We start from the raw sequence: 24,637 nt of genomic DNA, 5'->3' as shown, positions 1-24,637 counted from the left end.
ATCTCACCCAAATAAGACTTTATATTTCCTCCTCATTAATTATGTTGTCATAATTGGTTTTTAAAGGAGAATTTTGTGACGCGAACAAAAATTATACTGATCGTTATTGTCGGATTGTTCATCATCATGCAACTTGTTCCGCTCAATCAGACAAACCCACCGATTATTCAGGATGCCTCGGCGCCGTCAGATATAAAATTAATACTTAAAACCTCGTGCTATGATTGTCATTCAAATGAAACTGAATGGCCCTGGTACAGCCGCATTGCCCCAGGATCATTCCTCATTACGCGAGACGTTGTCGAAGGCAGAAAGCATCTGAATTTTTCAGAATTTTCAGGTATGGATGCCTTTGATAGCACGGATATTGCCGATGAAATATTGGAAGTTTTAGAAGCAGGAAAAATGCCCATCCTGCCCTATCTGCTATTGCACCCAGGCGCAAGTTTGAGCGATAGTCAAATTGAGAGTCTTTTAGACTGGGCAAATACATTGTATCCAGAGTAAATTGCTCCAAAAATTATAGATCGAATCCCAAGGGGAGAATATGGATATTGCAACCATAATTGGATTAATTTTCGGCTTGTTCCTGGTCTTTTTTGGAATGTCCGAACCTGGTACTTTTACGCCTCCAGATACATTCTTCAACCTTCGTGGCCTGGCTATTGTATTAGGGGGGACTTTTGCAGCCACATTGGTGAATTATCCTTTAAGGAATGTCATCGGAATGCTAAAGGTTTCACTTCAAGCTTTTTCAAATGGAAGTTCCTTCAATCATCTCGAAGTTATTGATGAACTTGCTGGATATTCTGAGCAAGCCAGGAAAAAAGGGCTGCCCTCTCTGGAAACCATTCTGGATGGAGTAGACAACCATTATCTACAGATGGGTCTCGAGAATGCGATTCTGGAAAGAGACCCCAAGAAACTTGAAAATTTTCTCGACAATGAACTCAACTCCATGATTGATCGACATTCAAATGGTCAGGAGATTTTCTATAATATGGGTTCATACGCCCCTGCCTTCGGATTGCTTGGAACCGTGATGGGGTTAATCCTCATGATGACACGTCAGGCATCCACTTCCAGTGTAGACAGTTATGCTACAGGGGCACAGGATTCTATGTCAGCCCTGCTGCAGGGTATGGGTATCGCCCTGGTCACTACTTTTTATGGTGTGTTATTGGCTAATCTGCTTTTTATTCCCATTGCCGGGAAGTTGAAGGCACGCTCAGATGCAGAAGTTCATGGTCTCAATATAATAAAGGCCGGAATTCTTAGTATCCACTCCAAAGAACACCCACTCATCATGCGTGAGAAACTGCTTACATTTGTAGACAAAGATACGCGGAAGGCAGCAAGACAAACCACGACCTAATATCATATGCCTGACCTATCATTAACTTCTGAACGGGCATCCAACTCGTGGAAGGTTACCTATAGTGATCTCCTCACTGGTCTACTGGCCTTCTTTCTGCTTTTGATTATTAAAGCTGAACAGGATGCAAACACCACTTTCAAATTTGCTGACCAGATGAAAGACGTCATCTATGCCAAGGTGATGAAAGAGAAGCAGGACCGCCAACTTGACTGGCTCTACGTTGAACATGCAGGCCCCAAAGGTATCAAACTTCTCATCCCCTCTGCCATTGGTGATCAAACCTTTTTTGAATCTGGTGAGGATCAAATTGTCATCAATTTCATATTTTATCTAAGAGCGGTTGCCCGGATAATCGGCGGATTAGAGCTGGAAAAAATTCCTGTGCGGAACAAAGACATATTTGCCAAACTGGAAGCATCAGGAAAAACCGTAAAAATTAACGTTCGCATCGAAGGGCATTCTGATGCAGTACCCCTGGGCCGATCCTCACGATTTAGGGACAATTGGGATTTATCAACAGCCAGAGCCCATCAGGTTGCGCAGTTCCTCATTGGGGAGACAAGCATTCCAGAATCTTATTTCTCCATTTCTGGATATGGTCCCTTTCACCCCCTGGTTGATGAAACAAATTATGATGAAAACCGTCGCGTGGAAATTTACCTAGATATCCAATTGGTGGAAATCGAGAATGATTAACCGATCAGAACGAATAGCCAAGGTCGCAGGTAATGCCCGATCCAGCTGGGTGCTATCATATGGGGATACAGTTACCCTGTTAATCTGTTTCTTTATCATGATGATCACCGTGCGAGCTGGTCAGATAAACAAGGTGCATGCCTGGGTGAATGATCGTCTCGATGAGGCTTCTGGAGAAGTCCAGGTAGCCATGGATAATGCTGGGATTGAAGAAATTTCAGTCAGCCGCAATTCAAAGGGTGTACAAATCACACTGAAGGATCCAAGACTTTTTGAGGTTGCTTCCGCTCAGCCAGTTAGCACTCACCTCTACCAGCTGGATGCTGTGGCCGCCTCCATCCAGAATCTTCACATCTTCCATCTTCTGGATACCGAGCATGCAGCATTCTTGAAAGAGCTGGAATCATCAGGTTTGCGCTGGCAGGTAGAAATTCGAATTGAAGGTCACACAGATGATATGCCTCTGACCCGCAACGCACTCTATCGAGACAATTGGGAGTTAAGTGCAGCCAGAGCTCAATCAATCATGATCCAACTCCAGGAGCGTACCGGTCTTCCAGCTTCTATTTTTGCCATTGGTGGATTTGGTGAATTTCAACCCATTGGCGACAACTCAACCCAGGCCGGACGTGAAATCAATCGTCGAGTTGAAATTTTCATCGGAGCCTCGCTGGTTCAATCACTCTAATTAGAGTTTGTCTTTAAACGCTTCTTTCACAACAAATTTGACAAAATTCACGAAAACATTTAATGCTATTTCGCAATATTCGTCAAATTTGTCTATCGAAACCCATAGGGTGTAGACAGATTCGTTGTGAAAAGCTGTAGTAGCAGCTATTAAAAACTTACTTTATGGACAGACCCTAATTAATATTCTATCCACTTATAATTCTGTTTGTGCATCATTTCCCTTTGTGGAGGTGACTTTTCAATTATTATTACCAAATATGACTGAGGAACAATCCCCTTGGATTTACGTTTAGGAATTCATGAATAAACTATTTGCATTAATCGTACTCGCCACCTCTCTCGCAGGCATGGACCTATCAATTTCACAGGTACAGAAACATAGTATGACCATAGACTTGAAGATTGAGATCCCACAATTATCTGAATACGAGATTGATGGAAACATTATCCAACTCCCCCGTTGGGCTGATGCCAAATTTGCATTTCATCCTGAACAGGAAAAAATTCACCCTGTTTTTAGTATCCCAATTCTATTACCTCCAGATGGAACCCTTCCAGAAGTTGAGATTATTTATTCACAATCCAGTCAGGATTCACGACTACCCGGTAAAATTCAGAACAGCGATCTCCATAGCGATATGGATTTGCCACTTCTCCAAAGCTCACAAATTATCAATGTCATCTCTGCGGAGGATTTTCGGGCATTCAATACAGCCAGAATCTTAATCATGCCCTATGCAGAACCAGGTCAACGACTGGATAACATCAGTTTCAGACTGATTTTCCCAGACAATATCACTGGGGGTCGGATACAGGATAGCGATCTTGTCTCGACCTACCTCAATTCGCAGATGGCATCAAATTGGGCCAAAATTGAGCCGCAAAGCCTGCATCGAATTGCCAGTTCCCTGCCTACCGGTCAATGGTTTCGCTTCCCAATCAATGAAATGGGCATTCAACGTATCAATGCCAGTTCTTTTCCTGGAAATGTGCCTGATTCAAACCCCCTTAGCTGGCAAGTTTATGCCCCCTATTATGAAGGTCAATCCCTACCCTTTGAGTTGAGCAACACGGATCCCATGCCAGATAACCTGAAAGCCATCAGCATGAAAACCCAGGGCCTGGAGGATGGCGTAATGAGTGGAGATGATGAAATTCTCTTTTTTGCCCAAGCTCTGAATGGTCAATTCAAAAGCAATAATTTTACACATCTCTATGGGAATCAACGCTTCTATTGGTTATGCATCCCTGATCAGGATAATCAGACTGCCAACACTGTCAGTGTGCTTCAAGAATCAACTCTGGATGCAACACACACCATCACCGCGTATGAGAAACGTATTTATCATGAATCTGAGCTACACAATCAACTTCATTCAGGGGTGACCTGGATTGGAGAAAAGCTTACCGGTACAACAGATCAATTCAGTCTCAACTTCACTGACAATTATCTCGATTTAGATTCAGAAATAAAGTTTAACGCTTTGATGGTCATTGACTATGATGCAGGAATTTTCCAACATTTCCTGGATATTGAGTTGAACGGTGTAGCTTTTAACGTGAGTCAGAATAATGGACTCTATAAACAGATCGTCCTTAGTGGTACTGCTGGTGAAAACATGTTACGTGATGGAGCCAACACGCTGAGCATTGGGTATCGAAGTAATTCCAACGCCTCTATTTTATACCTGGACAGCCTGAGATTGATCTATGACAGGCAATTAGCGCCTTCCCCGGACTATTTATTTGGAACCGTAGATCTTAGCGGCAGTGTGAATAAGTTGATCTTTCATGATACCACTCCCCAATTTCATTTATGGGATATCACAGATCCCAGTGCCATTCATGAATGGGAGATTACGAACAATCAATTCTCCATCGCTGACAACGGTTTCCGCGAAGTGATTGGCTTTACTGAAGACCAGGCTGAACAGGTTGTTCTCAGCGAAACCGTCAATCTGGGTGAACCCAAACTGCGCCGCACTGATATGCAGGCTGATTACATCATTATCACACCCTCAATATTTGAGGCACAAGCAGAACGACTGAAGACCCTCCGCGAAGAGCAGGTTCCCTTTGATGAACAGCTCAATGTTGAAATTGTCTTTATAGAAGATATTTACAATGAATTCTCAGCTGGCACTCAGGATGCAGCTGCCATTAAACATTTTTTACATTATGTATACTTCTACTGGGGCGCACCGACGCTGAGGTACGTCCTGTTTCTTGGTGATACGGATTATGATTTCCGTAATATTACCGGTCAGAGCAAAATGATCATACCCAGTTTTCAAAAAGATGGGAATACGGATGTGAGTTCCTATTCCACAGACGATCGATATACACATATTGCATCTGGAGAATGGGATCGGCTACCTGATATTGCCATTGGTAGATTACCGGCGCAAACAAATGATCAGCTCGAGATCATGATAGACAAAATTATCAGCTATGAGCTGACTCCGGAGCCAGGTATCTGGCGTAACACGGTGACCCTGGTTGCAGATGATCCACTTCGGCCAAGTCGCACCAGAGTGGAATATGAACATATCAGAGATACAGAAGGGCTGGCCAGGATTATGCCCTCAAGTATGCATGTGAATAAGGTTTACCTTACAGAGTATCCAGAAGTTCAGGACCCCAACTCGCCATACATTAAAAAGCCTAAAGCGCGGGATGCATTTCTCCAAACGCTGTACAACGGGACTTTAATGGTGAATTATCTTGGTCATGGTTCTCCAACGGTGTGGGCCCAAGAGGAGGTGTTTACTTCCTCAGATCTTGGTCTGGTCAAAACCGGCATGCGTCTCCCCTTCTGGGTGGCTGGAACCTGCGACTGGGCAAAATATGATGATGTAAACTCATCATGCGTACCTGAAGAGCTTATGCTCATGGAAAGCAATGGCGCTGTTGGCATATTATCCACAACCCGCAAAACCTATGCAGTATTTAATGAGATACTCCTTTCCGACTTTTTTGATTTTCTTTTTCCTGAACTTGATGCCGGCAGATCGCTGACTGTGGGTGATGCCGTCATGATGGCAAAAAATATTACAGCAGGATCTGATCCAAATAATGAGAAATATATATTGTTCTCTGATCCAGCCCTGCGTTTGGCCTCTCCTGTCCGCAAAGGTCATATTGATACAGTTTCACCCTCTGTCATGCAAGCTATGGGTCGTATCAATTATGCTGGTGTTGCAGATACCTCTCTCGGTACAGATGCCAGAGCAGCCGTTACGGTGTTCGATACGCCAACTCCAGTGACCAGATCATTTTATAATAGTTATAATAATACAACGGCAAGCATTTCCTATGTCCTGCCTGGGAAGCGAATTTTTCGAGGGCTGATTTCCGTGAATGATAGGGATTTCTCCGGGAGCTTTACCCTTCCAAAGGATATAAAATATTCCGGGACGGGAGGTATCCTGAGGGTTCAGTATTGGGATCAATCAGGACTGGATGGCAGCATCTATATTGACACACTGAGATTTATGGGTACCGATTCAACAGCACTGGATACTGAAGGTCCAGAGATTCTTTTTATCTCTGACAATATGGTGCTGCTGAATGGTGATCATTTTTCTGCAAATGAAGCACTGGAAATAGAAATCAGTGATGCCCAGGGCATCAATCTGACTGGCGTCGCCGGACATGGAATTACACTTGCCATAGATGGGGACTGGGAAAACGCTTTTGAAGTCACAGAATTATTCGAATATGACCTGGATCATTCTGACTTGGGTCGTCTCTCCGCCTATCTTTCTGAAATTCCACCAGGTGAACATGTCGTCTCTGCCAAGGCATGGGATAGTCAAAACAATCCCAGTGAAGCCAGTGTTCGACTTGAGTTTTTTGCCGCAAATGACTTTCGTATATACGATCTTTTCAATTTCCCCAATCCCATGGTGGATCAAACTGATGTCACCTACATGCTCTCCCATCCTGCTGAGGTAGCGTATGCGATCTATACCTTGGCCGGGCGTAAAATTGTTTCTGACTCAGAGGGTTTTCAGAACCAGGGGTTTAATTCATTCCCATGGGATGGTCGAGATCGTTTTGGAAATCAGTTGGCCAACGGTGTCTATATCCTGGTGATCGAAGCAGATAGCGATGATTTCACCGAGCCGGCCCAGAGTTTACAGAAGATCGTCATCAGCCGTTGAGACCTGAAACACAGCTTATATTAGCCAGTGCCTCTCCCCGCAGAAAGAGTCTCCTGGAACAAATCGGTTATTCTTTCAGGGTTATCCCCAGCCATGTTGACGAGCCACCTTTTGAGGACGATGATCCAGCAGGCTATGCCTCAAATCTAGCTACCCTCAAGGCTGGTGAAATCTCCAATCAATATCCAGATGCCTTAGTTATTGGAGCAGATACCATCGTCATCATTGGCAACGAAGTTTTAGGAAAACCAGAAAATGATGCCTCAGCCTACAGAATGCTTAGTCAACTCTCTGGGCAAAACCATCAGGTAATTACTGCCTACAGTTTTCATTTAAAGGCATCCAACATCAAAGAAGTGCATCATGTGTTAACTCAGGTTCATTTTAAAAAACTTCGTCCCGAAGAAATTAACTATTATATAGAAACCCGGGCTCCATTCGATAAAGCGGGAGCATATGGGATTCAGGATTACTCCAGTGTGTTTGTGGATCGAATACAAGGGTGCTTTTATAATGTGGTTGGCTTGCCACTCTCTGACTTTAACGAGAAATTAAACAATCTCCTCCGTCACTACTCCATCACCCTTAAATAATCTTTTTATGATTTCCCTTTTTCCTGGGAAAAACATATAGGCCTCCCTTTCTGCGGTCTTGATTTACGTGGAAAAATACTTAAACTCACCAGCACTTAGCGAAGAGGAACTATCGTGGCATTTCATGAGGACTTAAGAAACCATCGCCTGAAAAAAGGACTTATCCTGGAGGAGATCTCCGAGGATATAAAAATTAACGTTCGCATCCTACAGGCACTTGAACAGGGTGATTATCACATTCTCCCTGTACCCTATGTCCGATTATTCATGAAAGCCTATGCCCAAGCTATAGATTATCCCGTTGAGGATATCCTCCGCGGTCTTGAAAATGAGCTTAAATTGACTGGGGAACAGGGCGTTTCTGGTAATATATCTTCAGATTTAAATGCATCTCAGGATATGAGTGGAGCAATGCTCTCTGAGGCTCAGAACTTGTTAGAGATGGAAAAGGGATCCCAGAGTAATGTGATTCGCCTTGTGGGTGTAGTGGTGGTAATGATTATCGTCATCATCTTTGGCAAGAGTCTCTTACAACCAGACAATGCTTCTGATTCTAAGCCGCTTTCCTCACTCCTACCGCCAATGAATCGCACGGAGAGCATGGAATCAATGAATATTTCAGGGTCACTCCTCTCTGCCAATTTGGATACCTTGACGGTGACATCAACCGATTTTCTCTCCATTATCCGAAATGACGGTCCACTTATAACTGACACCTTGTTCCAGGCGCCAGGACTATCCCTTAATTTTCTACTCACTGATTCAACTGAACTGCAGTTGTATCCCGGTGAGGCTGCCCTGTTATCAGTAAAAGGCGATACCTTGCCAGGATCGCCATTTAGCAATTCCTGGTTAGTGGTTACAGCAGATTCCACAGGTGGACACTTACAGACCTATCCAACCCTGTAGTTCGCTTCCCCTGTTAAGCGTCATTTCCAGGCTTAATCAGGAAAAACACCTGGGTTTTTAACCCACGCTTCATTCACCAGCCCCCACATTTCCAAAACTGGTTAGATCTTAAAGATCATTTATCTTATTGTATTATATGCATTTATCCATATAGATTCATGTAATAATCATCACCCAACAAAGCATCCTGTTAATACACCCCTGGCAAAATTATCACAATATTTTGCCATTTTTTCTTGATTTGTGGGTTATAATCCCTAACTTATGGTTAATAGTGGGTAAATATCCCTATTATTAGAAAGCTGAAACGGGAAATGGGAACAAACACATTTACAGGCGAATTTCGTTATTCAATTGATGCAAAAGGTCGATTGAATATTCCTGCGAAATTTCGCAAAGCGTTACCGGAGACAAGTGAGGACACCTTCGTGGTGACACGAGGCGAGGAAGAGAATATCGTTGTATACTCACTAGACAAATGGCGTGAGAAGGAAGATGAGTTACTTACACTTTCTTCGAAACTTCGAGCACACCGAGCCTATAAAAGACAGGCTACTCGATTTGCCACCCCCCTGAAATTCGATAGCCAGGGTCGCGTTATGATACCTGCAAACCTTCTGCAATTTGCCGGGGTTGATAAAGAAGTCGTGATTATTGGGATGATCGACGAAATCGAAATCTGGGATCCGGACATTCTCAAACGCTATGAGGAAACTGAGTTCCAACTTGATGCTGAGGATATAGAAGCCATTGACAAGTACACTAGATCATCGTGAATCAACTAAGTCAGCCGAAATTTCGTCACACACCAGTACTGGTGGACGAGGTTTGCGCGCTGATGATAAACGATCGATCTGGGATATACATAGATGGCACCTTCGGTCTCGGTGGACACTCAAAAGCAATATCCTTACTGTTAAATGCTGATGCTACTCTGATCGGTATCGATCAGGATGAATCTGCCCTCCAACAATTCGACCCTTCCCTAATTAAGCAAACACTGCACTTGAAGTGCACGAACTTTGAGAATTTGGATCAGGTGCTGGTTGACCTGAATATGACGAAAGTCCACGGAATCCTACTGGATCTCGGGCTGAACTCCTTTTCCCTGGACGATCCAGAAAGAGGATTCGCCTTTAGTCTTGAAGGTCCCCTGGACATGCGTTTTGACCGCTCAAATGAGCTTACTGCCGAAACGGTGATTAATGAATACTCGCAGGAACAGCTTGCAGATATCATGTATCGCTTCGGAGAGGAAAGGAATAGTCGCAGGATAGCGCGTAAAATTGTGAATATGAGAACCAATAAAAGACTGACGCAAATTGATGAGCTCCGCGAAGCGGTCGCTGGCTGTGTCGACCCTCGGTTTCGCAATAAATCATTTGCACGTGTTTTTCAGGCATTCAGAATCGAAGTCAATCGCGAAATGGAAGTTCTTGAGACCGTCCTGAATATAGCAATTCAAGTTTTAGCCCCTGGCGGCCGTCTGGCTGTCATCTCGTATCACTCCCTGGAAGATCGCATGGTGAAAAATCATTTCCGTGAATGGTCTCAGGATGTTCCACGGCAACCTGGCATGCATGATAGTGAAGTAAAAATTCCTCTACTGCTGCGCATCAGTGGAAAACCTATAACAGCCAGTCCGGAAGAAGCTCAATTAAACCCCCGAGCCAGAAGTGCAAAACTTCGTGTAGCTGAAAGGACGTCGCATGCGGCAGTCTGAGACCCGCAAGGAAATCCTAAAGACGATTCTCTATATAGGGATGATACCTGTGGTCGCCAGTTTGCTCTTTCTATATATATGGCTGGGCGAAGAAGTCAGATCAGGTGAATTGAAGCTGGATTCACTTCGAACCCGCGAAATCAAATTGCGGGGGGAATACAATCTTGTACAGAGTGAGAGAAATCGTCTTCATCGCCCAGATAAACTCTCAAAACTTGCCCGTGAAAAGTTGGGACTCGTTCAGCCTGATCCGGAAACACGCGAAGTCAGGGTAAATCTCAAATGAGTATGACCTACAAGAAATTTCGCGGACGGTACATCTTTGTGGTTGTTACTTCCATCATCATCTGGGCTACCCTGGTCCTGAAGATGTTCTATATCCAGGTGATTGATCCAGACAATCTTGGAACAGCGCTGGAGTCACAATTCGAGGACAAGATAGCCATATCACCCCTGCGGGGAAATTTTTATGATCGCTATGGCAAAAAGCTCACTGATAATATAGAGCATTTCACATTTTCAGCTCACCCTGCTCAAGTGAAAGACAAAGATGCAGTCGCCAGATTGTTTAGCAAAACATTCAACAAGTCGAAACGTTACTATCTCAACAAACTGAAAACCAAAAAGTCATTTGTCTATCTTGAAAAAGACGTGAATCCCCGTTTGGGTCGCGAATTGAGCCAGAGCCCCCTCCCTGTTGGTGTTCAAGTTCAGTCAAACGTACGGCGTTATTATCCCTATGGTGATGTAGCAGCACCATTGATTGGCTTTGTGGGAACAGAAAACCATGGGCTGTCAGGTTTGGAAGATTATTACGATCATCAACTGGCAGGGATAGATGGGTGGAGAGAGCTTGGTTCTGATGGTCGGGGCAATACCAGGATCAGGGGCGGCTTTAGAGAGCAGAAGCCCATCAATGGGGATGATTGCTTTCTTACCATTGATGTAGACATCCAGATAATCATTGAAGAAGAATTACGCGAAGCAGTTGCGAGACACAACGCAGATAAGGCTGAGGCAATCCTGGTTGATCCAAGTACAGGTGAAATACTGGCTCTGGCAAACATACCGACCTTTAATCCGAATTCACGCTCCAAAATCACTGAAGCATCCTTGATAGCTCACCCCATCATGTCAGCTTTTGAGCCTGGCTCAACATTTAAGGTAGTTGGTGCCACCGCGCTACTGGAGGACAATAAGGTTCATCCCATGGACGTTTTCGATTGTGAAAGAGGCGAATACTCCATTCATGGGATAGATGTAAAGGATTGGAAATCATTTGACAAGCTAACCTTCGCAGAAGTTCTTCAGAATTCATCCAATATTGGAATCATCAAGGCCATGGAATTACTTGATGAAAAACAGATGTTTAATACGGCCCGGAAATTTGGATTCAGCGAAAAAAGTGGTATTCAATTCCCATATGAGAGCAGTGGCTCTCTAAAAAACAACAAGCTCTGGTCCGATTTATCAAAATCTGAAATTGCCATTGGCTATGAAGTGTCTGTGACCACTCTGCAGATGGCCATGGCTTACTCTGCCATCGGAAACGGTGGTATTCTTATGAAGCCTCAGCTCATTCAAAAGCTCAAAACGCCAAAGGGACATGAGCAGAAAATTGACCGTATGGATGCGTTGCGTCGTGTGGCTTCAGAAAAAACCATGCATACCATGTCTGATATTCTTGAGAAAGCGGTCTCTCAAGGAACGGGGCACAAAGCATTCCTGCCCAACCTGAGAATAGCAGGTAAGACCGGTACCGCTAAAAAACTAAAAAATGGCAAATATGTCAGTGAGTATGTTGCTTCCTTCGCCAGTTTTTATCCCTCAGAGGATCCTGAATATACATTGATCGTCACCGTGGACCATCCCAGAAAAGGTGGGTACACCGGTGGAATGATTGCAGCTCCCATTGCCAAGGAAATTTATCGACGGATTTATAATCTTAAAGGACGAGACGCAGAGCCTTATTTACAGGCCTCTGTACCTAAGGACAGAGATGAAAGCATCCGCGAGGCACCGCAGTCGCTTCAGGGACAATTGCTGAGCTCCTCCCTCCCAGTCATGAAGGCTAACACTGCTCAGATCACCATGCCTGATTTATTGGGTATGAGTTTGAAGATGAGTCTTTCAGGGCTTTATGCCATGGGTCTCAAGCCAGTCCCTCACGGAAGTGGACGAGTCATCAGACAGGTGCCAGCAGCGGGCAAAACACTTAAAACAGGTCAATCTGTAGAAATCTATTTGGGTGAATAATGCAACTAATTAATATCATTCAGCAAGTCCCGGAAATTTTAGAAACACGCGGTGAGCAGAATACGGAAGTCACTGGTATCAGCTATGATTCCAGACAGGTTCAAGCGGGACATCTATTTATCGCCGTACGCGGTCTCATTACAGATGGTCATGATTTTATATACACTGCCATTGAGAATGGGGCTCAGGTCATTGTATATGATCGGTCAGATTTCGTCATTCCAGAAAACATAGTTTCAATATTGGTGCAAGACTCACGATTGGCCTTACCAGTCATCGCTTCTAGCTATTTTGGCCATCCTGAAGAGGGTTTAAAGCTGGTAGCCATCACTGGAACGAATGGCAAAACCACAACCAATTATTTTGTTCAGCATCTCCTTACTCAAAGTGGAACCTTGGCTGGACGTATTGGCACCACAGGCGCTGAGATGGATGATGTTGACATTGATCTCATGCATACCACTCCAGAATCTGCTGATCTATATGAAATTCTTGCAGAATTTGTTTCTCATGGGGCAAAAGCAGTGACCCTGGAGGTTTCTTCTCATGCCCTTTCACAAAATCGAGTTGACGGACTGACCTTTGACGTTGCAGTGTACACAAATCTTACCCAGGATCATCTCGACTACCATGGTTCCCTCGAAGACTATCTGGCAGCAAAACAGCTGCTTTTCAAGGGCTTACCTAAAGAATCTGTAGCTGTAGTCAATATGGATGATCCCTATGCAGAAAGAATCATAGAAGTTTGCGTAGCGAAAATTATCCGATACGGCTATAACTCAATTGCAGAATACCGAATCCTGGACCATTCAATAAACCGTCGGGGTGTTGAACTCACCCTGGATACGCCTTATGGGCAAAGAGTTGTACAGGTAAATACTGTTGGAACTTTCAACTATTATAACTTCCTGGCAGCCTATGCAGCAGCCATCGAGTTGGAATGTGATATTGAGAAGGTTGAGATCTCGGCCAAAACGCTTCCCATGGTACCTGGTCGTTTGGAAAAAATAACACACCGTGCACCTTTTCAGGTTTTTGTGGATTATGCGCATACACCGGATGCCATGGAAACCGTACTCGCGACCCTGGCTGAATCCTACCCGGAGAATCGTCTCATCACTGTTTTTGGCTGTGGTGGTGACAGGGACAAGGGTAAGCGTCCCATTATGGGTGAAATTGCAACTCGCCTCTCCAGTAAAGCATTCATCACAGATGACAATCCTCGAACAGAGGCACCTCTCAATATTATCCAGGAGATCATTGCTGGTTGCGGCGAGCGCTCAAATTATTGCGTCATTCAAGATCGGACTGAAGCAATAAACGCGGCTTTACTGGAAGCCAAACCAGGCGATATCGTTGCTGTGCTGGGCAAGGGGCATGAGCCTTACCAGGAAATCATGGGTGAACGCAAACCTTTTAGCGATATGACAATTGTAGATCAATTCATGGAGCAACATGGCTATTCTGCCTGAAACTATTACGTCGCTCCCTGATGTAAGCATTAAGGGGGCCATCATGTCCCCCATAACCGGTGTCAGTATTGATACTCGAAGCTTAAATGCTGGAGACCTCTTCGTTGCATTTATCGGTTCCCAAGTGGATGGTCATGACTATATCCCAAAAGCCATTTCCCGTGGCGCTTCAGCAGTTATGGCCTCCACTTCATGGGACGGATACGAAGATTGGGACGCTTCCATCCCTCTGATAATGACAGAAGATCCGGTCAAATCTCTTGCTGACCTTGCCACTGCACACCGGAAGCTTTTTAAGATACCTCTCATCGCCATTACAGGGACAAACGGAAAAACATCCACAAAAAACCTGCTCGCGCATATCCTGAGCAAGCGATTTTCCGTATTATCAACTGATGGTAACTTTAACAATCATATTGGCTTACCATTGACAATTCTGAAGCTGAACGAATCCCATGAAGTGGCAGTGATTGAAATGGGCGCCAGCCAAAAAGGTGATATCCAGTACCTGTGCGAAATTGCCCAACCGGATCAAGGTGTCATCACCAATATCGCTTTGGCACACACTGAATTTTTTCATGATATCGAGACTATTCAAGCTACCAAGGGTGAATTATTTCAATATCTCGGTGCCAACCATGGGCGCGCCTTCGTGAATGTTGATGATCAAAGAGTCGCACAGTTGGGGCAGAGCTGCCCCAATCATATCGCCTTTAGCTTTAAAAAGGAAGTTGAACGCAGCTTCACAATGGCAGGACCGGATGTCTTAGGTTGCTATGATCTTCAATTCAGAAAATTCTCTGCCCATTTGAGTCAGGCTGGGAAGGCCATCGTGTTAAATGCAGCTGCTGCAGCTACCATTGCTTTACAAAATGGTATTCGCTTTGACCAACTTCAGGAAGCTCTTGAGAATTACCCAGGTGAAGCTGGACGCATGCAACATGAAGAAGTTGGGGGGGTGCACTTCTATAATGATGCCTATAATGCTAATCCAGCCAGTGCAAAAGTTGGATTTGAAACCATGGCTGAAATCAAGACGTCAGCAAGAAAAATTCTCATTTTCGCCGACATGCTGGAGCTTGGTGTTCAGAGCATCGAATCACATATCAAAGCTGCTTCACAAATGCTCATGGCCGGATTTGATTACATTATTTTATTTGGGGAAGCAGTTTCCAGTAGTGCTAATTACCTTAAAGAACAGGGTTTTACATCACTTTTCTACAGCAAAGATAAATCACAATCTCTTCAACATTTCTTGAATGAAGTCAAGCAAGGAGACCTTGTTTATTTAAAAGGGTCTCGTGGGATGCAGTTGGAAGATTATGTCAATGCCTATAAGGAAAACAACTAATGCTATATCATTTACTGTTGCCCCTCCAGGAATACTTCTCTGCATTGAACGTATTCCGATACATTTCCTTTCGCTCAGCTGGTGCTGCCATTACTGCGGTCCTGTTTTCATTTATTGTAGGCCCCTGGATTATTAAAAAACTGCATAAAATGCAAATTGGCGAAACTATTCGAACCAACGGACCTGAATCCCACTCGGCCAAAGCCGGGACCCCTACCATGGGTGGCCTCATCATTATCGGTGCGATTCTGGTACCTACTCTCTTATTTGGCAGGTTAGATAATGTCTATATCCAAATGATGGTGGTCTCAGTGGTCTGGATGGGAATTGTTGGATTTATCGATGACTATCTCAAGGCCGTAAAAAAGTCTAAGAAAGGTCTTATCGCCCGCTATAAACTCCTTGGGCAAATAAGTCTGGGCTTGGTATTGGGTGGCGTCATGGTACTTCATCCTGAATTTGCAGGTGTTGAGACTGCTACTACCCTCCCCTTTTTCAAGGACCTGGTTTTCGATCTCAAATCTGCCTGGATATACATCCCCTTTGTTATTTTTGTTATTACTGCAACGTCAAATTCTGTCAACCTCAGCGACGGTCTCGATGGTCTTGCTTCAGGTCTTATGGCAATCGCAGCCCTCGTTTTTGCTGGCATAGCCTATATCACAGGCCGTGCAGATTTTAGTCAATATTTAAATATCATATATCTCCCTAGTGCAGGAGAGCTCACTGTCTTTTGTGCGGCACTTATTGGAGCTTCGCTTGGTTTTCTCTGGTTTAACGCTCGACCTGCAGAGGTCTTTATGGGCGATACAGGGTCGCTGGCTCTTGGTGCCGCACTTGGGGCGGTGGCAGTCATGCTGAAGAAAGAGTTTCTACTCCCCTTCGCAGGTGGTGTATTCATCATTGAATCCATCTCCGTGATCATTCAAGTGCGCTACTTCAAATATACCAAAAAGAAGCATGGTGAAGGTCGCCGGCTATTTCGCATGGCCCCGATTCACCATCATTATGAACTAAAAGGTTGGGATGAGAATAAAATAGTGATCCGCTTTTGGATCATGGGAATTCTCTTCGCCTTTCTAACGCTGTCGACATTCAAGATCAGGTAACATGAATACTGCTGACATATCAGGTAAAAACGTTACCATCCTGGGGAGCCAACGCTCTGCCATGGGTGCAGCACGACTGCTCAGACATTTTGGAGCGAAGGTTCTGGTGAGTGAATTTGATGCTGATAAATTTGATGCTGATAAACGTCAAATTCTGGCTGACATTGAAGCTGAATTTGAATTCGGCTATCATTCTCCTGACGTCCTTGAAAGTGATTTCGTGGTTGTCAGCCCTGGCATCCCTGAGAATGCTGATATCATTCAAAAGATCAGGACTAAGAATATTCCGCTGTATTCAGAAATTGAGATGACATCCTGGTTCATCGATGCTCCAATTATTGCCGTTACCGGTTCAAATGGTAAGACAACCACCGTAAATCTTATCCACCATCTACTCCTAACTGCAGGGTACGATAGCTTTCTTGGTGGGAACGTAGGTGTGGCCGCTTCTGAAGTGTTAATGGATAGACTTGAAAAAGAGCCTGCAAAACCCATATTTGTATTAGAGGTCAGTAGTTTTCAGTTAGATAATATTGATACTTTCAAACCTCAAGTTGCGGTAATACTGAATCTGACACCAGATCATCTCGACCGGTACCCAAGTCTGGCAGCCTATTACGAGTCCAAACTAGGCTTGCTCAGGAATCTTGACGACACGTGCATGGCTGTTATTAACAGGGATGATCCTGAGTTGTCACGTCACGATATCACAGTGGATCCCATCCGATATTTCTCAGTGTCAAGCCCATCTGGCGGTGATGTCATGTTGGCAGAAGGTGTCATCGGTATCATGAGAGACGGTGAATGGAGTCCCATTCTTCCCGCCAAAGCCCTGCCTCTGCCCGGTAAGCACAATTTAAGCAATGCCCTGGCTGCAGTTGCTGCCGTCATGGATTTTATCAATGATCCTGCAATACTGGCTCAAGGTCTGATGACATTTTCTGCAGTTCCGCATCGCATTGAATATGTGGGCAGAATCAAGGGCATCCGTTGTTACAATGATTCTAAAGCGACCAATATTGCTTCAACTGAAGTTGCCATTCACAGCTTCCCCCAACCCCTATGGCTCATTCTGGGTGGCAAGGACAAGGGCGGTGATTTTACGACGCTCATCTCTCAACTGGAAGCTACAACGCGTGAAGTCCTTCTGGTGGGAGCAGCTTCAGATATCATTCAAACCCAGATCAGCCCTGCCCTGCAAACGCGAAAGGTTGAAACCATAGAAGCTGCCATAAACCATTGTCTCAATCATGGCGAAGCTGGTGATGTACTGCTCCTCTCACCAGCCTGTGCAAGTTTTGATCAATTTGAAAATTTTGAAGCCCGTGGTGATCATTTCCGTACCCTGATACAAGCTCATGAAGGATGGTCAATGTGAAATTTTTCCATCTTGATAAAGTATTGTTTATTATAGTCATTATACTGTTTGTTGCAGGGTCTGTCGTTATGTATTCAGCCTCCACCTCCCAGAATGCCGATTCAGCACATTATCTAAAACGCCATCTTATGAATGGCACAATTGCCGTCATCCTGGGTATAATCTTTTCCAGATTTCCCCATCAGTATTTCAAACACCTGCGCTACTTCATTCTCATTGGTATCTATCTCATGCTGGTCGGTGTGTTGATCTATAATAAATCCATGGGGCTGAGGCATCCTGCCCGTTGGTTGTACCTGGGCAGCTTTAGTTTTCAGGTAGCTGATTTTGTACGCCTTGGGATGATTATTTTTATAGCGGATTATCTCCATCGAAATCAGCAGACGCTCACTGATTTTAAAAAGAGCATACTACCAGCTTTCCTCATTGTTTCCACTGTGGTGGCTCTGATTGCCATCCAGCCGGATCTTTCCTCATCCCTCATGATTATGATGCTGTGTCTGATTCTATTCTATCTCGGGAATGTTCAGATCAGTCATATCTCGGCATTTTTATCCGTTGGATCTATTACGGCCCTCATCTATGCCTGGAGCAGGCCATATATGTGGAAACGCATCATGACTTTTTTCAGTGATAATGTAGATGTGGCAAATGAGGGTTTCCAGGTACATCACTCGCTCATGGGCCTGGCTCATGGTGGTTTAGGCGGTGTTGGTCTGGGCAATAGCTATGTTAAAGATCTTTTTCTACCAGAACCACATACTGATTTTGTCTTTAGTATTCTGGGTGAAGAATTTGGATTTATTGGATCCTCCTTCTTTCTACTTCTCTTTCTACTTCTCTTTTTAAGAGGGCTGAGAATTGCCAGAAATTCAACAGATTCATTCAGCATGCTTCTGGCTATTGGTATCAGCTTCTCTCTATTCAGTTTTGCCATGGTTAATATTGGTGTGGTGACGGGTTTTTTGCCAACCACAGGTCTTCCCCTGCCCCTCATTTCATATGGAGGTTCAAACCTTCTGGCTACGGCTGTAATGCTGGGGATCCTGTTTAACATTTCCTCCAACAATGAGTCAGGTAAGATTTTGTCAGCCGAAAGGGTATTGAACATTGACTTCTAATAATATGTTGCGAGTAGCATTTGCCGGTGGTGGAACGGGTGGCCATATCATCCCTGCTCTGGCTATTGCTGAAGGATTACAGGCCTGTGTTGCCAGGGAAAGTGCATTCTCAGATGTGGAAGTCTTATTCTTTGGAAGTGACTACGGGATGGAGACACGTCTGATCCCAGAGGCTGGTTTCAAGCTTATAGCTCTGCCTATCAGGGGTCTTTCCAGATCAATATCTCTGGCAGGTTTCAAGCAAAACTTTTTTCTCCCTGGTCGCATGGTTGCATCAATTATCAAAGCGAACCGAGCTTTACGTGATTTTGATCCGCACATTACAGTTGGAACAGGTGGTTATGCTAGCGCTGTACCCGTTCGTCAATCCCTTCGAAATAATATCCCCATTGTGCTTCAGGAACAAAATAGTTACCCCGGAATGGTAACACGACTTTTTGCACCCAAGGCCAGACAGGTATTTCTCACTTACGAGGATGCCGGTAAATACCTCAAAGGTGCTACAACTCAATTGACAGGTAATCCCAACCGTTATATGGGTGATCCCAGCGATCGCAGTGAAGCGGCAGCGTTTTTCGGCTTAAATCCTGAAATTCCAACCCTCTTTATTCTGGGCGGGTCTCAGGGAGCCAGGGCAATCAATCTGCATTTTATTGATCGTATATCCAAATATCTGGAAAAGCTGGGCATGCAAGTACTGTGGCAAACGGGCAAATCTGATTTCGAATTCTGTCAGAAACAGATTGGCACAAATCCTCGCATCGTCCTCAAACCATTTATCAAGGAGATGGATAAGGCTTATTCCATAGCTGATTTAATGGTTTGTCGTGCAGGTGCAATGACGCTGACAGAAATCAATCACTTTGGATTGCCTTCAATTTTGATTCCCCTCCCCAGTGCAGCAGCGAATCATCAGGAATTTAATGCAAGAAGTCAGGAAAAAGCTGGTGCAGCCAGGGTTATTCTTGAATCTGCACTTGCAGAAGGCGCATTTCTCCCTCTGCTTACTGACATATTCACCAACAAAGAAAAACTTAGCGGGATGGCTCGAGCATCTGCTGCTCTCAGGCGTCCTCAAGCCACTCAGGAAATCTGCGACAGCATCATAAGAATTGCGAGCACCTGTGCTTAAGTCAGCAAAACATATTCATTTTGTCGGTATCGGTGGCATCGGGATGAGCGCGCTTGCACTCTTGCTCAAGCAACAGGGTAAGCAGGTCTCAGGATCTGATCAGCTGGATAGCGAATTGCTCAATTCTCTCAGAAAAGCCGACATTCAAGTCTATATCGGCCACGCAGCCAGTCATGCTCATGACGCAGACCTGGTCGTCTACTCAAGCGCTGTGAAACCTGAAAATCCTGAGCGAGCCTATGCTGAGTCTCACCATATCCCGGAAATTCGTCGGGCTGAGTTGTTGGGTCAGATCGCAGAGGCTTACGACTATACCGTAGCAATTGCTGGCACCCATGGAAAAACCACGACCACAGGTATGTGTGGACAGATACTAATCGCAGCAGGTCTCGATCCAAGCATACTGGTTGGTGGAATCCTCCCAGACCTGAAATCAAATCTGCGTCTCGGGAAACAGAATCATATTGTCGTGGAAGCTGATGAATATGACAGGTCCTTCCTGGCGCTCAAACCCACTCAGATCATTGTGACAACCCTTGAAGCTGATCATCTGGATATATACAAGGATTTGCAGGATGTCCGTGACACTTTTCTACAATTCATATCTAAACTGGATGATTCAGGACTGCTTGTCTTGCAGGGTGATGACCCAGAATTGCTTCAGCTGGCCAACCGCAGCCCCCACCCTGTTATAAGCTATGGTTTGACCAATATGCCTGATTACCAAGCTATTGACATTGAAGTAAATAACTTCACCAGCAAGTTCACTGTGGTCAAACAGGGTAAAAAGTTGGGAAATATTATCCTAAACATGCCTGGGGACCACAATGTCATGAATGCCCTGGGCGCCTGTACACTCGCAGATCAGATGGGGATTGATTTCAAGCATATCAAAGCTGGTCTGGAGTCCTTCCATGGTGTTGAGCGTCGATTCCAGCTCAGGGGTTCCAGAAATGGTGTCCAATTCATTGACGATTATGCCCATCATCCTTCAGAGTTGGAAGCAACCCTGCTGGCTGCGCGTAGTGGGTGGTCAGACTCTCGAATTATTGCCATCTTTCAGCCCCATTTATATTCCAGAACCAGAGATTTTGCCCAGGAATTTGCCACTGCACTGGAAATGGCTGATATCGCTATCCTCACTGATATCTATCCAGCCCGAGAACTGCCCATCCCTGGCGTTACATCTGAAATGATTTTAGAATTTGGAAGCGGTAAAATCCAGCTTCTCTCTGGCATTGCCGAAGTATACAAATTTTTGAGTCCCCAACTGGAAAGAAACGATTTGGTAATAACCATGGGTGCTGGCGATATCTGGAAACTTCATGGACTGTTCCTGGAGGGAGAAGCGTAAGTGGCACGGGTATCAACATATACCATTCCACCACTTAGCTGGGCTTTTTCAGCAGGTCTGCTGGTTATTGTGCTATTGATAGGATTTTTGAGTGTGACCTATGCCAGCCTGCTCAGAAGTGATGAAGTTGAAGCGATCAATCTTTATGGCCAACGCACCATGAGCCCGGAAAGAGTTAAAAGCCTCACAGAAGTTTACCTGGGTATTTCCCTCACTGATCTCAACCTTGCAGAAATTCAGGACCGGTTTCTGGAATATCCCCTCATTCGGAGTGCCAAGGTCACCAGGAACTATCCCCATTCCCTTGATATCTACCTGTATGATGTTCTTCCTGTAGCCTATATAGCTGTTCAGGACATCATGACCCTTGATGAAAAGGCCATTCTGCTACCTCTACCAGACAAGGGAATGCTGTATAATTTACCCATCATAACCGGGATTGATGTGGATGTACCGACCTCTGACATCGGTCAGGTTATTCCAGATGAGACCGTACAGATGCTGGTCAGTTTCCTTAAGAAAATTCGCAAAGAACATCAGGGCATATATCTGGATATATCTGAGATTTCCTATGACAGGCGCGGGATAAAATTGATATCAGCCACTCACGGGACCTCAGTTTTTCTGGGAAACGAGGATGATGCTATTCTAAACAGTATCATTCTGGAAAAATTTGTATCCGAAGAATCAGATTCAGGGATCATCAGTCCCTATCAGTATATCGATCTGCGATTTGATCGCCAGGTCATCGTAAAGGAGCGAGAATCACGATGAACAGCCGTGGAATATACGTAGCCGTAGACATTGGTACATCCAAGGTATGCGCAATTGCAGCAGAACCAGATCACGATGATGTGCTTAAGGTAGTCGGTCTCAGTACTTCACCATCCACAGGACTTCGACGTGGAACAATTGTTGACATCGAAGCCACTGCTATGGCTATCCGAACGGCCCTGGATGATATTGAAGCCCATGCCGGGATAAAAGCAGGGCAAATCACAGTGGGAATTGCTGGAGAGCACATTGCCAGCCTGAATGCTACTGGTGTTATTGGTATTGCCGATCTTTCCAATCGGGGCATGGAAAAGGAACTTAAGATTACACAGGAAGATGTTGACCGGGTTATCGAATCAGCCAAAGCTGTTGGTCTGCCCAATGGACGCAGGATCATCCATGTCATTCCACAACAATTTACAGTGGATGATGAAGCTGGCTTACGGAATCCTGTTGGCATGACCGGTCGCCGGCTTGAAGCACAGGTTCATCTCGTCACATCAGCCACAGCAAGCACAAAAAATATTATTACAGCAGTACGCCATGCTGGCTGTCAGGTCAAAGACTTTGTCCTGGAGCCCATTGCTTCTGCCCAATCTGTATTAACTGAGGAAGAAAAGAAAGTCGGTGTGGGTCTCATAGATATTGGCGCTGGGACAACAGATGCCATCGTCATTTCCAAATTTGGCGTTGAACATACCGCTTCCCTTCCCTTTGGTGGAAATCAGGTCACCTCAGATATCGCCGGCATTCTCAGGATTACTGACGAACAGGCTGACGCTCTCAAGCTCAAATATGGTCATTGCTTCACCGCTGAAACTGAAGTTGATAAAGTTTTTGATGTAAAAGGGGTTGGTGGTCGTCAGGATCGCAATATCAATGAATCCGAATTCTCAATGTACATCGAGGCACGTATGGATGAGACCCTTAGAATGGTCAAAGCCAACCTGGAAGAGAATGGCATGATGAAACATCTGAATTCTGGCTTGGTATTTACTGGAGGTGGATCAAAGATTCCTGGAATTATTTCCCTGGCAAAACGTGTTTTTGATCTTCCCGTCCGTCTGGGTAGTCCCATTGGATTTATTGATACCACAGAGCGGATAGATAGTCCTGAATATGCCACCGCTACCGGCCTTATCGCCTATGCAGCAAAATTTCAATCAGAAGAGACAGGTCTCGATGATAGATGGACTCCTGCTCGACTGTTTAAAACCATAACTGAATTTTTTCAGAAAAATTTTTAATAAGAAAACACATCCAAAACGGAGGATACTAACATGTTGTTTGAATTTGATAGTTTAAAAGAACAGAAAGCTCGGATCCGGGTTATTGGTGTTGGTGGTGCTGGAAGCAATGCCATCGATCGAATGGTCGACTCAGAACTTTCAGGCGTGGAATTCATCGCCGTAAATACAGATGCTCAGGCTCTTGATAACAGCAAAGCTGATGTCAAAATCCAGATTGGCAAGACCATTACCAAAGGTCTGGGAGCCGGTGCAAAGCTCCATGTAGGTGAAGCTGCCGCTGAGGAAGATGCTCAGGCAATCGCAGCAGCTCTTGATGGATCCGATCTTGTCTTTGTTACAGCAGGTATGGGAGGCGGCACGGGAACAGGCGCTGCCCCGATTGTTGCACGGATTTCAAAGGAAATTGGTGCCCTCACCATCGGCATAGTTACAACCCCCTTCCGCTGCGAAGGTCCCCAAAGATCCAAACGGGGTAAAGAGGGTGTAGAGAATCTGCGTCAATACCTGGATACCCTTATCGTCATTCCAAATCAGAGACTCCTCTCTATTGTTGAGAGAACCACCACCATGGTCGATGCTTTTCTGGAAGCCGATTCAGTACTTCTTCAGGCTACCCGTGGTATTTCTGATTTGATCAATGTTCCAGGTCTTATCAACCTGGACTACGCAGATGTCAAAACGACCATGGAAGGCATGGGCGATGCCATTATGGGCACCGGCATAGCTTCTGGTGAGGAACGCGCTGTATTGGCCGCTCAGACCGCTATATCGTCACCTCTGCTGGATGATACGAATATTAATGGAGCACAAGGCCTGCTTATCAATATCACGGGTGGTCCAAATATGTCACTCTTTGAAGTTGATGAAGCAGCAAACCTCATTTTTGAAGAAGTCGGTGATCAGGCCAATATCATCATGGGTGCAGTGATTGATGAGACTATGGGTGATGAGCTCAGAGTGACAGTCATTGCCACTGGTTTTCATCATGACTCAGATCTGAAATTCGATAGAAAAGAAACCCAACCTGCCAGAGTATATCGTCCAACTGCTCCAATGGCTGCATCCAATTCTGCCGAAGAGATTGTGATCGAAGCTCCAGTCCAGAACTTCGTGGAGCCAAAGATTGCCCCACGACTGGAAACCTTCGAAAATCGTGAGAAATTGGAGGTGCCTACATTCGCGCGTCAACAATCAGAAAAAGAGGATGTCATCATGCATTTTAGCGATGATCTCTCTGTACCTACCTATATCCGTCGTCAAGAGGGTATGACGTTATAAAGCGTTT

Annotated in this window: 21 protein-coding genes; all 21 read left to right on the top strand. The window is 44.9% G+C overall.

Going from position 1 to position 24,637, the window contains the following annotated elements; genetic code table 11:
• Window positions 1-75: 75 nt before the first annotated feature.
• The 21 genes from ISR87_06040 (at window position 76) to ftsZ (ending at window position 24,630) form a co-directional block, all read left to right on the top strand.
• The gene (locus ISR87_06040; GenBank protein MBL7025000.1) at window positions 76-507 is read left to right on the top strand and encodes a heme-binding domain-containing protein; all 432 of its coding nucleotides are present in this window, start codon (window positions 76-78) and stop codon (window positions 505-507) included.
• 40 nt (window positions 508-547) lie between these two features.
• Window positions 548-1,375 carry a MotA/TolQ/ExbB proton channel family protein gene (locus ISR87_06035; protein MBL7024999.1) on the top strand — a complete coding sequence of 276 codons (828 nt, stop codon included), beginning with the start codon at window positions 548-550 and terminating at the stop codon, window positions 1,373-1,375.
• Between the two features lie 6 nt (window positions 1,376-1,381).
• Entirely contained in the window at window positions 1,382-2,074 is a 693-nt protein-coding gene (locus tag ISR87_06030; GenBank protein MBL7024998.1) for an OmpA family protein, read from the top strand.
• Window positions 2,067-2,762 carry an OmpA family protein gene (locus ISR87_06025; GenBank protein MBL7024997.1) on the top strand — a complete coding sequence of 232 codons (696 nt, stop codon included), beginning with the start codon at window positions 2,067-2,069 and terminating at the stop codon, window positions 2,760-2,762. Before ISR87_06030 ends, ISR87_06025 begins: the two co-directional genes overlap by 8 nt.
• Before the next feature lie 301 nt (window positions 2,763-3,063).
• The gene (porU, locus tag ISR87_06020) at window positions 3,064-6,930 is read left to right on the top strand and encodes a type IX secretion system sortase PorU (protein MBL7024996.1); all 3,867 of its coding nucleotides are present in this window, start codon (window positions 3,064-3,066) and stop codon (window positions 6,928-6,930) included.
• Window positions 6,927-7,523: a septum formation protein Maf gene (maf, locus tag ISR87_06015; protein ID MBL7024995.1), complete on the top strand. Its 597-nt coding sequence runs from the start codon at window positions 6,927-6,929 to the stop codon at window positions 7,521-7,523. Before porU ends, maf begins: the two co-directional genes overlap by 4 nt.
• A 114-nt stretch (window positions 7,524-7,637) precedes the next feature.
• Window positions 7,638-8,432: a helix-turn-helix domain-containing protein gene (locus tag ISR87_06010; protein ID MBL7024994.1), complete on the top strand. Its 795-nt coding sequence runs from the start codon at window positions 7,638-7,640 to the stop codon at window positions 8,430-8,432.
• Window positions 8,433-8,746: 314 nt separating this feature from the next.
• On the top strand, window positions 8,747-9,208 hold the full coding sequence (gene mraZ, locus ISR87_06005) for a division/cell wall cluster transcriptional repressor MraZ (protein MBL7024993.1): 462 nt from the start codon (window positions 8,747-8,749) through the stop codon (window positions 9,206-9,208).
• Between the two features lie 62 nt (window positions 9,209-9,270).
• Window positions 9,271-10,155 carry a 16S rRNA (cytosine(1402)-N(4))-methyltransferase RsmH gene (rsmH, locus tag ISR87_06000; GenBank protein ID MBL7024992.1) on the top strand — a complete coding sequence of 295 codons (885 nt, stop codon included), beginning with the start codon at window positions 9,271-9,273 and terminating at the stop codon, window positions 10,153-10,155.
• Entirely contained in the window at window positions 10,142-10,441 is a 300-nt protein-coding gene (locus tag ISR87_05995; protein ID MBL7024991.1) for a hypothetical protein, read from the top strand. Before rsmH ends, ISR87_05995 begins: the two co-directional genes overlap by 14 nt.
• Window positions 10,438-12,411, top strand: coding sequence for a transpeptidase family protein (locus tag ISR87_05990; protein ID MBL7024990.1), 1,974 nt, complete (start codon window positions 10,438-10,440; stop codon window positions 12,409-12,411). The genes ISR87_05995 and ISR87_05990 overlap by 4 nt, the downstream gene beginning before the upstream one ends.
• Window positions 12,411-13,883, top strand: coding sequence for a UDP-N-acetylmuramoyl-L-alanyl-D-glutamate--2,6-diaminopimelate ligase (locus tag ISR87_05985; protein MBL7024989.1), 1,473 nt, complete (start codon window positions 12,411-12,413; stop codon window positions 13,881-13,883). Before ISR87_05990 ends, ISR87_05985 begins: the two co-directional genes overlap by 1 nt.
• Window positions 13,867-15,234, top strand: a complete 1,368-nt coding sequence (murF, locus tag ISR87_05980) for a UDP-N-acetylmuramoyl-tripeptide--D-alanyl-D-alanine ligase (GenBank protein MBL7024988.1) — start codon at window positions 13,867-13,869, stop codon at window positions 15,232-15,234. Before ISR87_05985 ends, murF begins: the two co-directional genes overlap by 17 nt.
• Complete coding sequence (locus ISR87_05975) at window positions 15,234-16,343, top strand: phospho-N-acetylmuramoyl-pentapeptide-transferase (GenBank protein ID MBL7024987.1); 1,110 nt, start codon at window positions 15,234-15,236, stop codon at window positions 16,341-16,343. Before murF ends, ISR87_05975 begins: the two co-directional genes overlap by 1 nt.
• Window position 16,344: 1 nt before the next feature.
• Window positions 16,345-17,721: a UDP-N-acetylmuramoyl-L-alanine--D-glutamate ligase gene (gene murD / locus ISR87_05970; protein ID MBL7024986.1), complete on the top strand. Its 1,377-nt coding sequence runs from the start codon at window positions 16,345-16,347 to the stop codon at window positions 17,719-17,721.
• Window positions 17,718-18,842, top strand: coding sequence for an FtsW/RodA/SpoVE family cell cycle protein (locus ISR87_05965; GenBank protein ID MBL7024985.1), 1,125 nt, complete (start codon window positions 17,718-17,720; stop codon window positions 18,840-18,842). Before murD ends, ISR87_05965 begins: the two co-directional genes overlap by 4 nt.
• A complete protein-coding gene (gene murG / locus ISR87_05960; protein MBL7024984.1) occupies window positions 18,832-19,974 on the top strand; it encodes an undecaprenyldiphospho-muramoylpentapeptide beta-N-acetylglucosaminyltransferase in 1,143 nt (380 codons plus the stop codon). Before ISR87_05965 ends, murG begins: the two co-directional genes overlap by 11 nt.
• Window positions 19,967-21,328, top strand: coding sequence for a UDP-N-acetylmuramate--L-alanine ligase (locus ISR87_05955; GenBank protein ID MBL7024983.1), 1,362 nt, complete (start codon window positions 19,967-19,969; stop codon window positions 21,326-21,328). The genes murG and ISR87_05955 overlap by 8 nt, the downstream gene beginning before the upstream one ends.
• A complete protein-coding gene (locus ISR87_05950; GenBank protein MBL7024982.1) occupies window positions 21,329-22,102 on the top strand; it encodes an FtsQ-type POTRA domain-containing protein in 774 nt (257 codons plus the stop codon).
• Window positions 22,099-23,349 carry a cell division protein FtsA gene (ftsA, locus tag ISR87_05945; GenBank protein ID MBL7024981.1) on the top strand — a complete coding sequence of 417 codons (1,251 nt, stop codon included), beginning with the start codon at window positions 22,099-22,101 and terminating at the stop codon, window positions 23,347-23,349. The genes ISR87_05950 and ftsA overlap by 4 nt, the downstream gene beginning before the upstream one ends.
• A 33-nt stretch (window positions 23,350-23,382) precedes the next feature.
• Window positions 23,383-24,630 (top strand): cell division protein FtsZ, encoded by a 1,248-nt coding sequence (gene ftsZ, locus ISR87_05940; protein ID MBL7024980.1) that lies wholly within the window; start codon window positions 23,383-23,385, stop codon window positions 24,628-24,630.
• The last annotated feature ends 7 nt before the right edge of the window (window positions 24,631-24,637 follow it).

The sequence above is a fragment of the Candidatus Neomarinimicrobiota bacterium genome, from assembly GCA_016784545.1.
Taxonomy (GTDB): domain Bacteria; phylum Fidelibacterota; class UBA8477; order UBA8477; family JABMPR01; genus JABMPR01.
Note: the sequence above shows the minus strand (reverse complement) of the source record. Positions and strands in the feature narration are given on the sequence as shown.

Bases quoted from the DNA above. Each gene is read 5' to 3' on its own strand.
- ISR87_06035 (MBL7024999.1), top strand. From the start codon at position 548: ATGGATATTGCAACCATAATTGGATTAATTTTCGGCTTGTTCCTGGTC.
- ISR87_06030 (MBL7024998.1), top strand. From the start codon at position 1,382: ATGCCTGACCTATCATTAACTTCTGAACGGGCATCCAACTCGTGGAAG.
- ISR87_06025 (MBL7024997.1), top strand. From the start codon at position 2,067: ATGATTAACCGATCAGAACGAATAGCCAAGGTCGCAGGTAATGCCCGA.
- porU (MBL7024996.1), top strand. From the start codon at position 3,064: ATGAATAAACTATTTGCATTAATCGTACTCGCCACCTCTCTCGCAGGC.
- mraZ (MBL7024993.1), top strand. From the start codon at position 8,747: ATGGGAACAAACACATTTACAGGCGAATTTCGTTATTCAATTGATGCA.
- rsmH (MBL7024992.1), top strand. From the start codon at position 9,271: ATGATAAACGATCGATCTGGGATATACATAGATGGCACCTTCGGTCTC.
- ISR87_05995 (MBL7024991.1), top strand. From the start codon at position 10,142: ATGCGGCAGTCTGAGACCCGCAAGGAAATCCTAAAGACGATTCTCTAT.
- ISR87_05990 (MBL7024990.1), top strand. From the start codon at position 10,438: ATGAGTATGACCTACAAGAAATTTCGCGGACGGTACATCTTTGTGGTT.
- ISR87_05985 (MBL7024989.1), top strand. From the start codon at position 12,411: ATGCAACTAATTAATATCATTCAGCAAGTCCCGGAAATTTTAGAAACA.
- murF (MBL7024988.1), top strand. From the start codon at position 13,867: ATGGCTATTCTGCCTGAAACTATTACGTCGCTCCCTGATGTAAGCATT.
- ISR87_05975 (MBL7024987.1), top strand. From the start codon at position 15,234: ATGCTATATCATTTACTGTTGCCCCTCCAGGAATACTTCTCTGCATTG.
- murD (MBL7024986.1), top strand. From the start codon at position 16,345: ATGAATACTGCTGACATATCAGGTAAAAACGTTACCATCCTGGGGAGC.
- ftsA (MBL7024981.1), top strand. From the start codon at position 22,099: ATGAACAGCCGTGGAATATACGTAGCCGTAGACATTGGTACATCCAAG.
- ftsZ (MBL7024980.1), top strand. From the start codon at position 23,383: ATGTTGTTTGAATTTGATAGTTTAAAAGAACAGAAAGCTCGGATCCGG.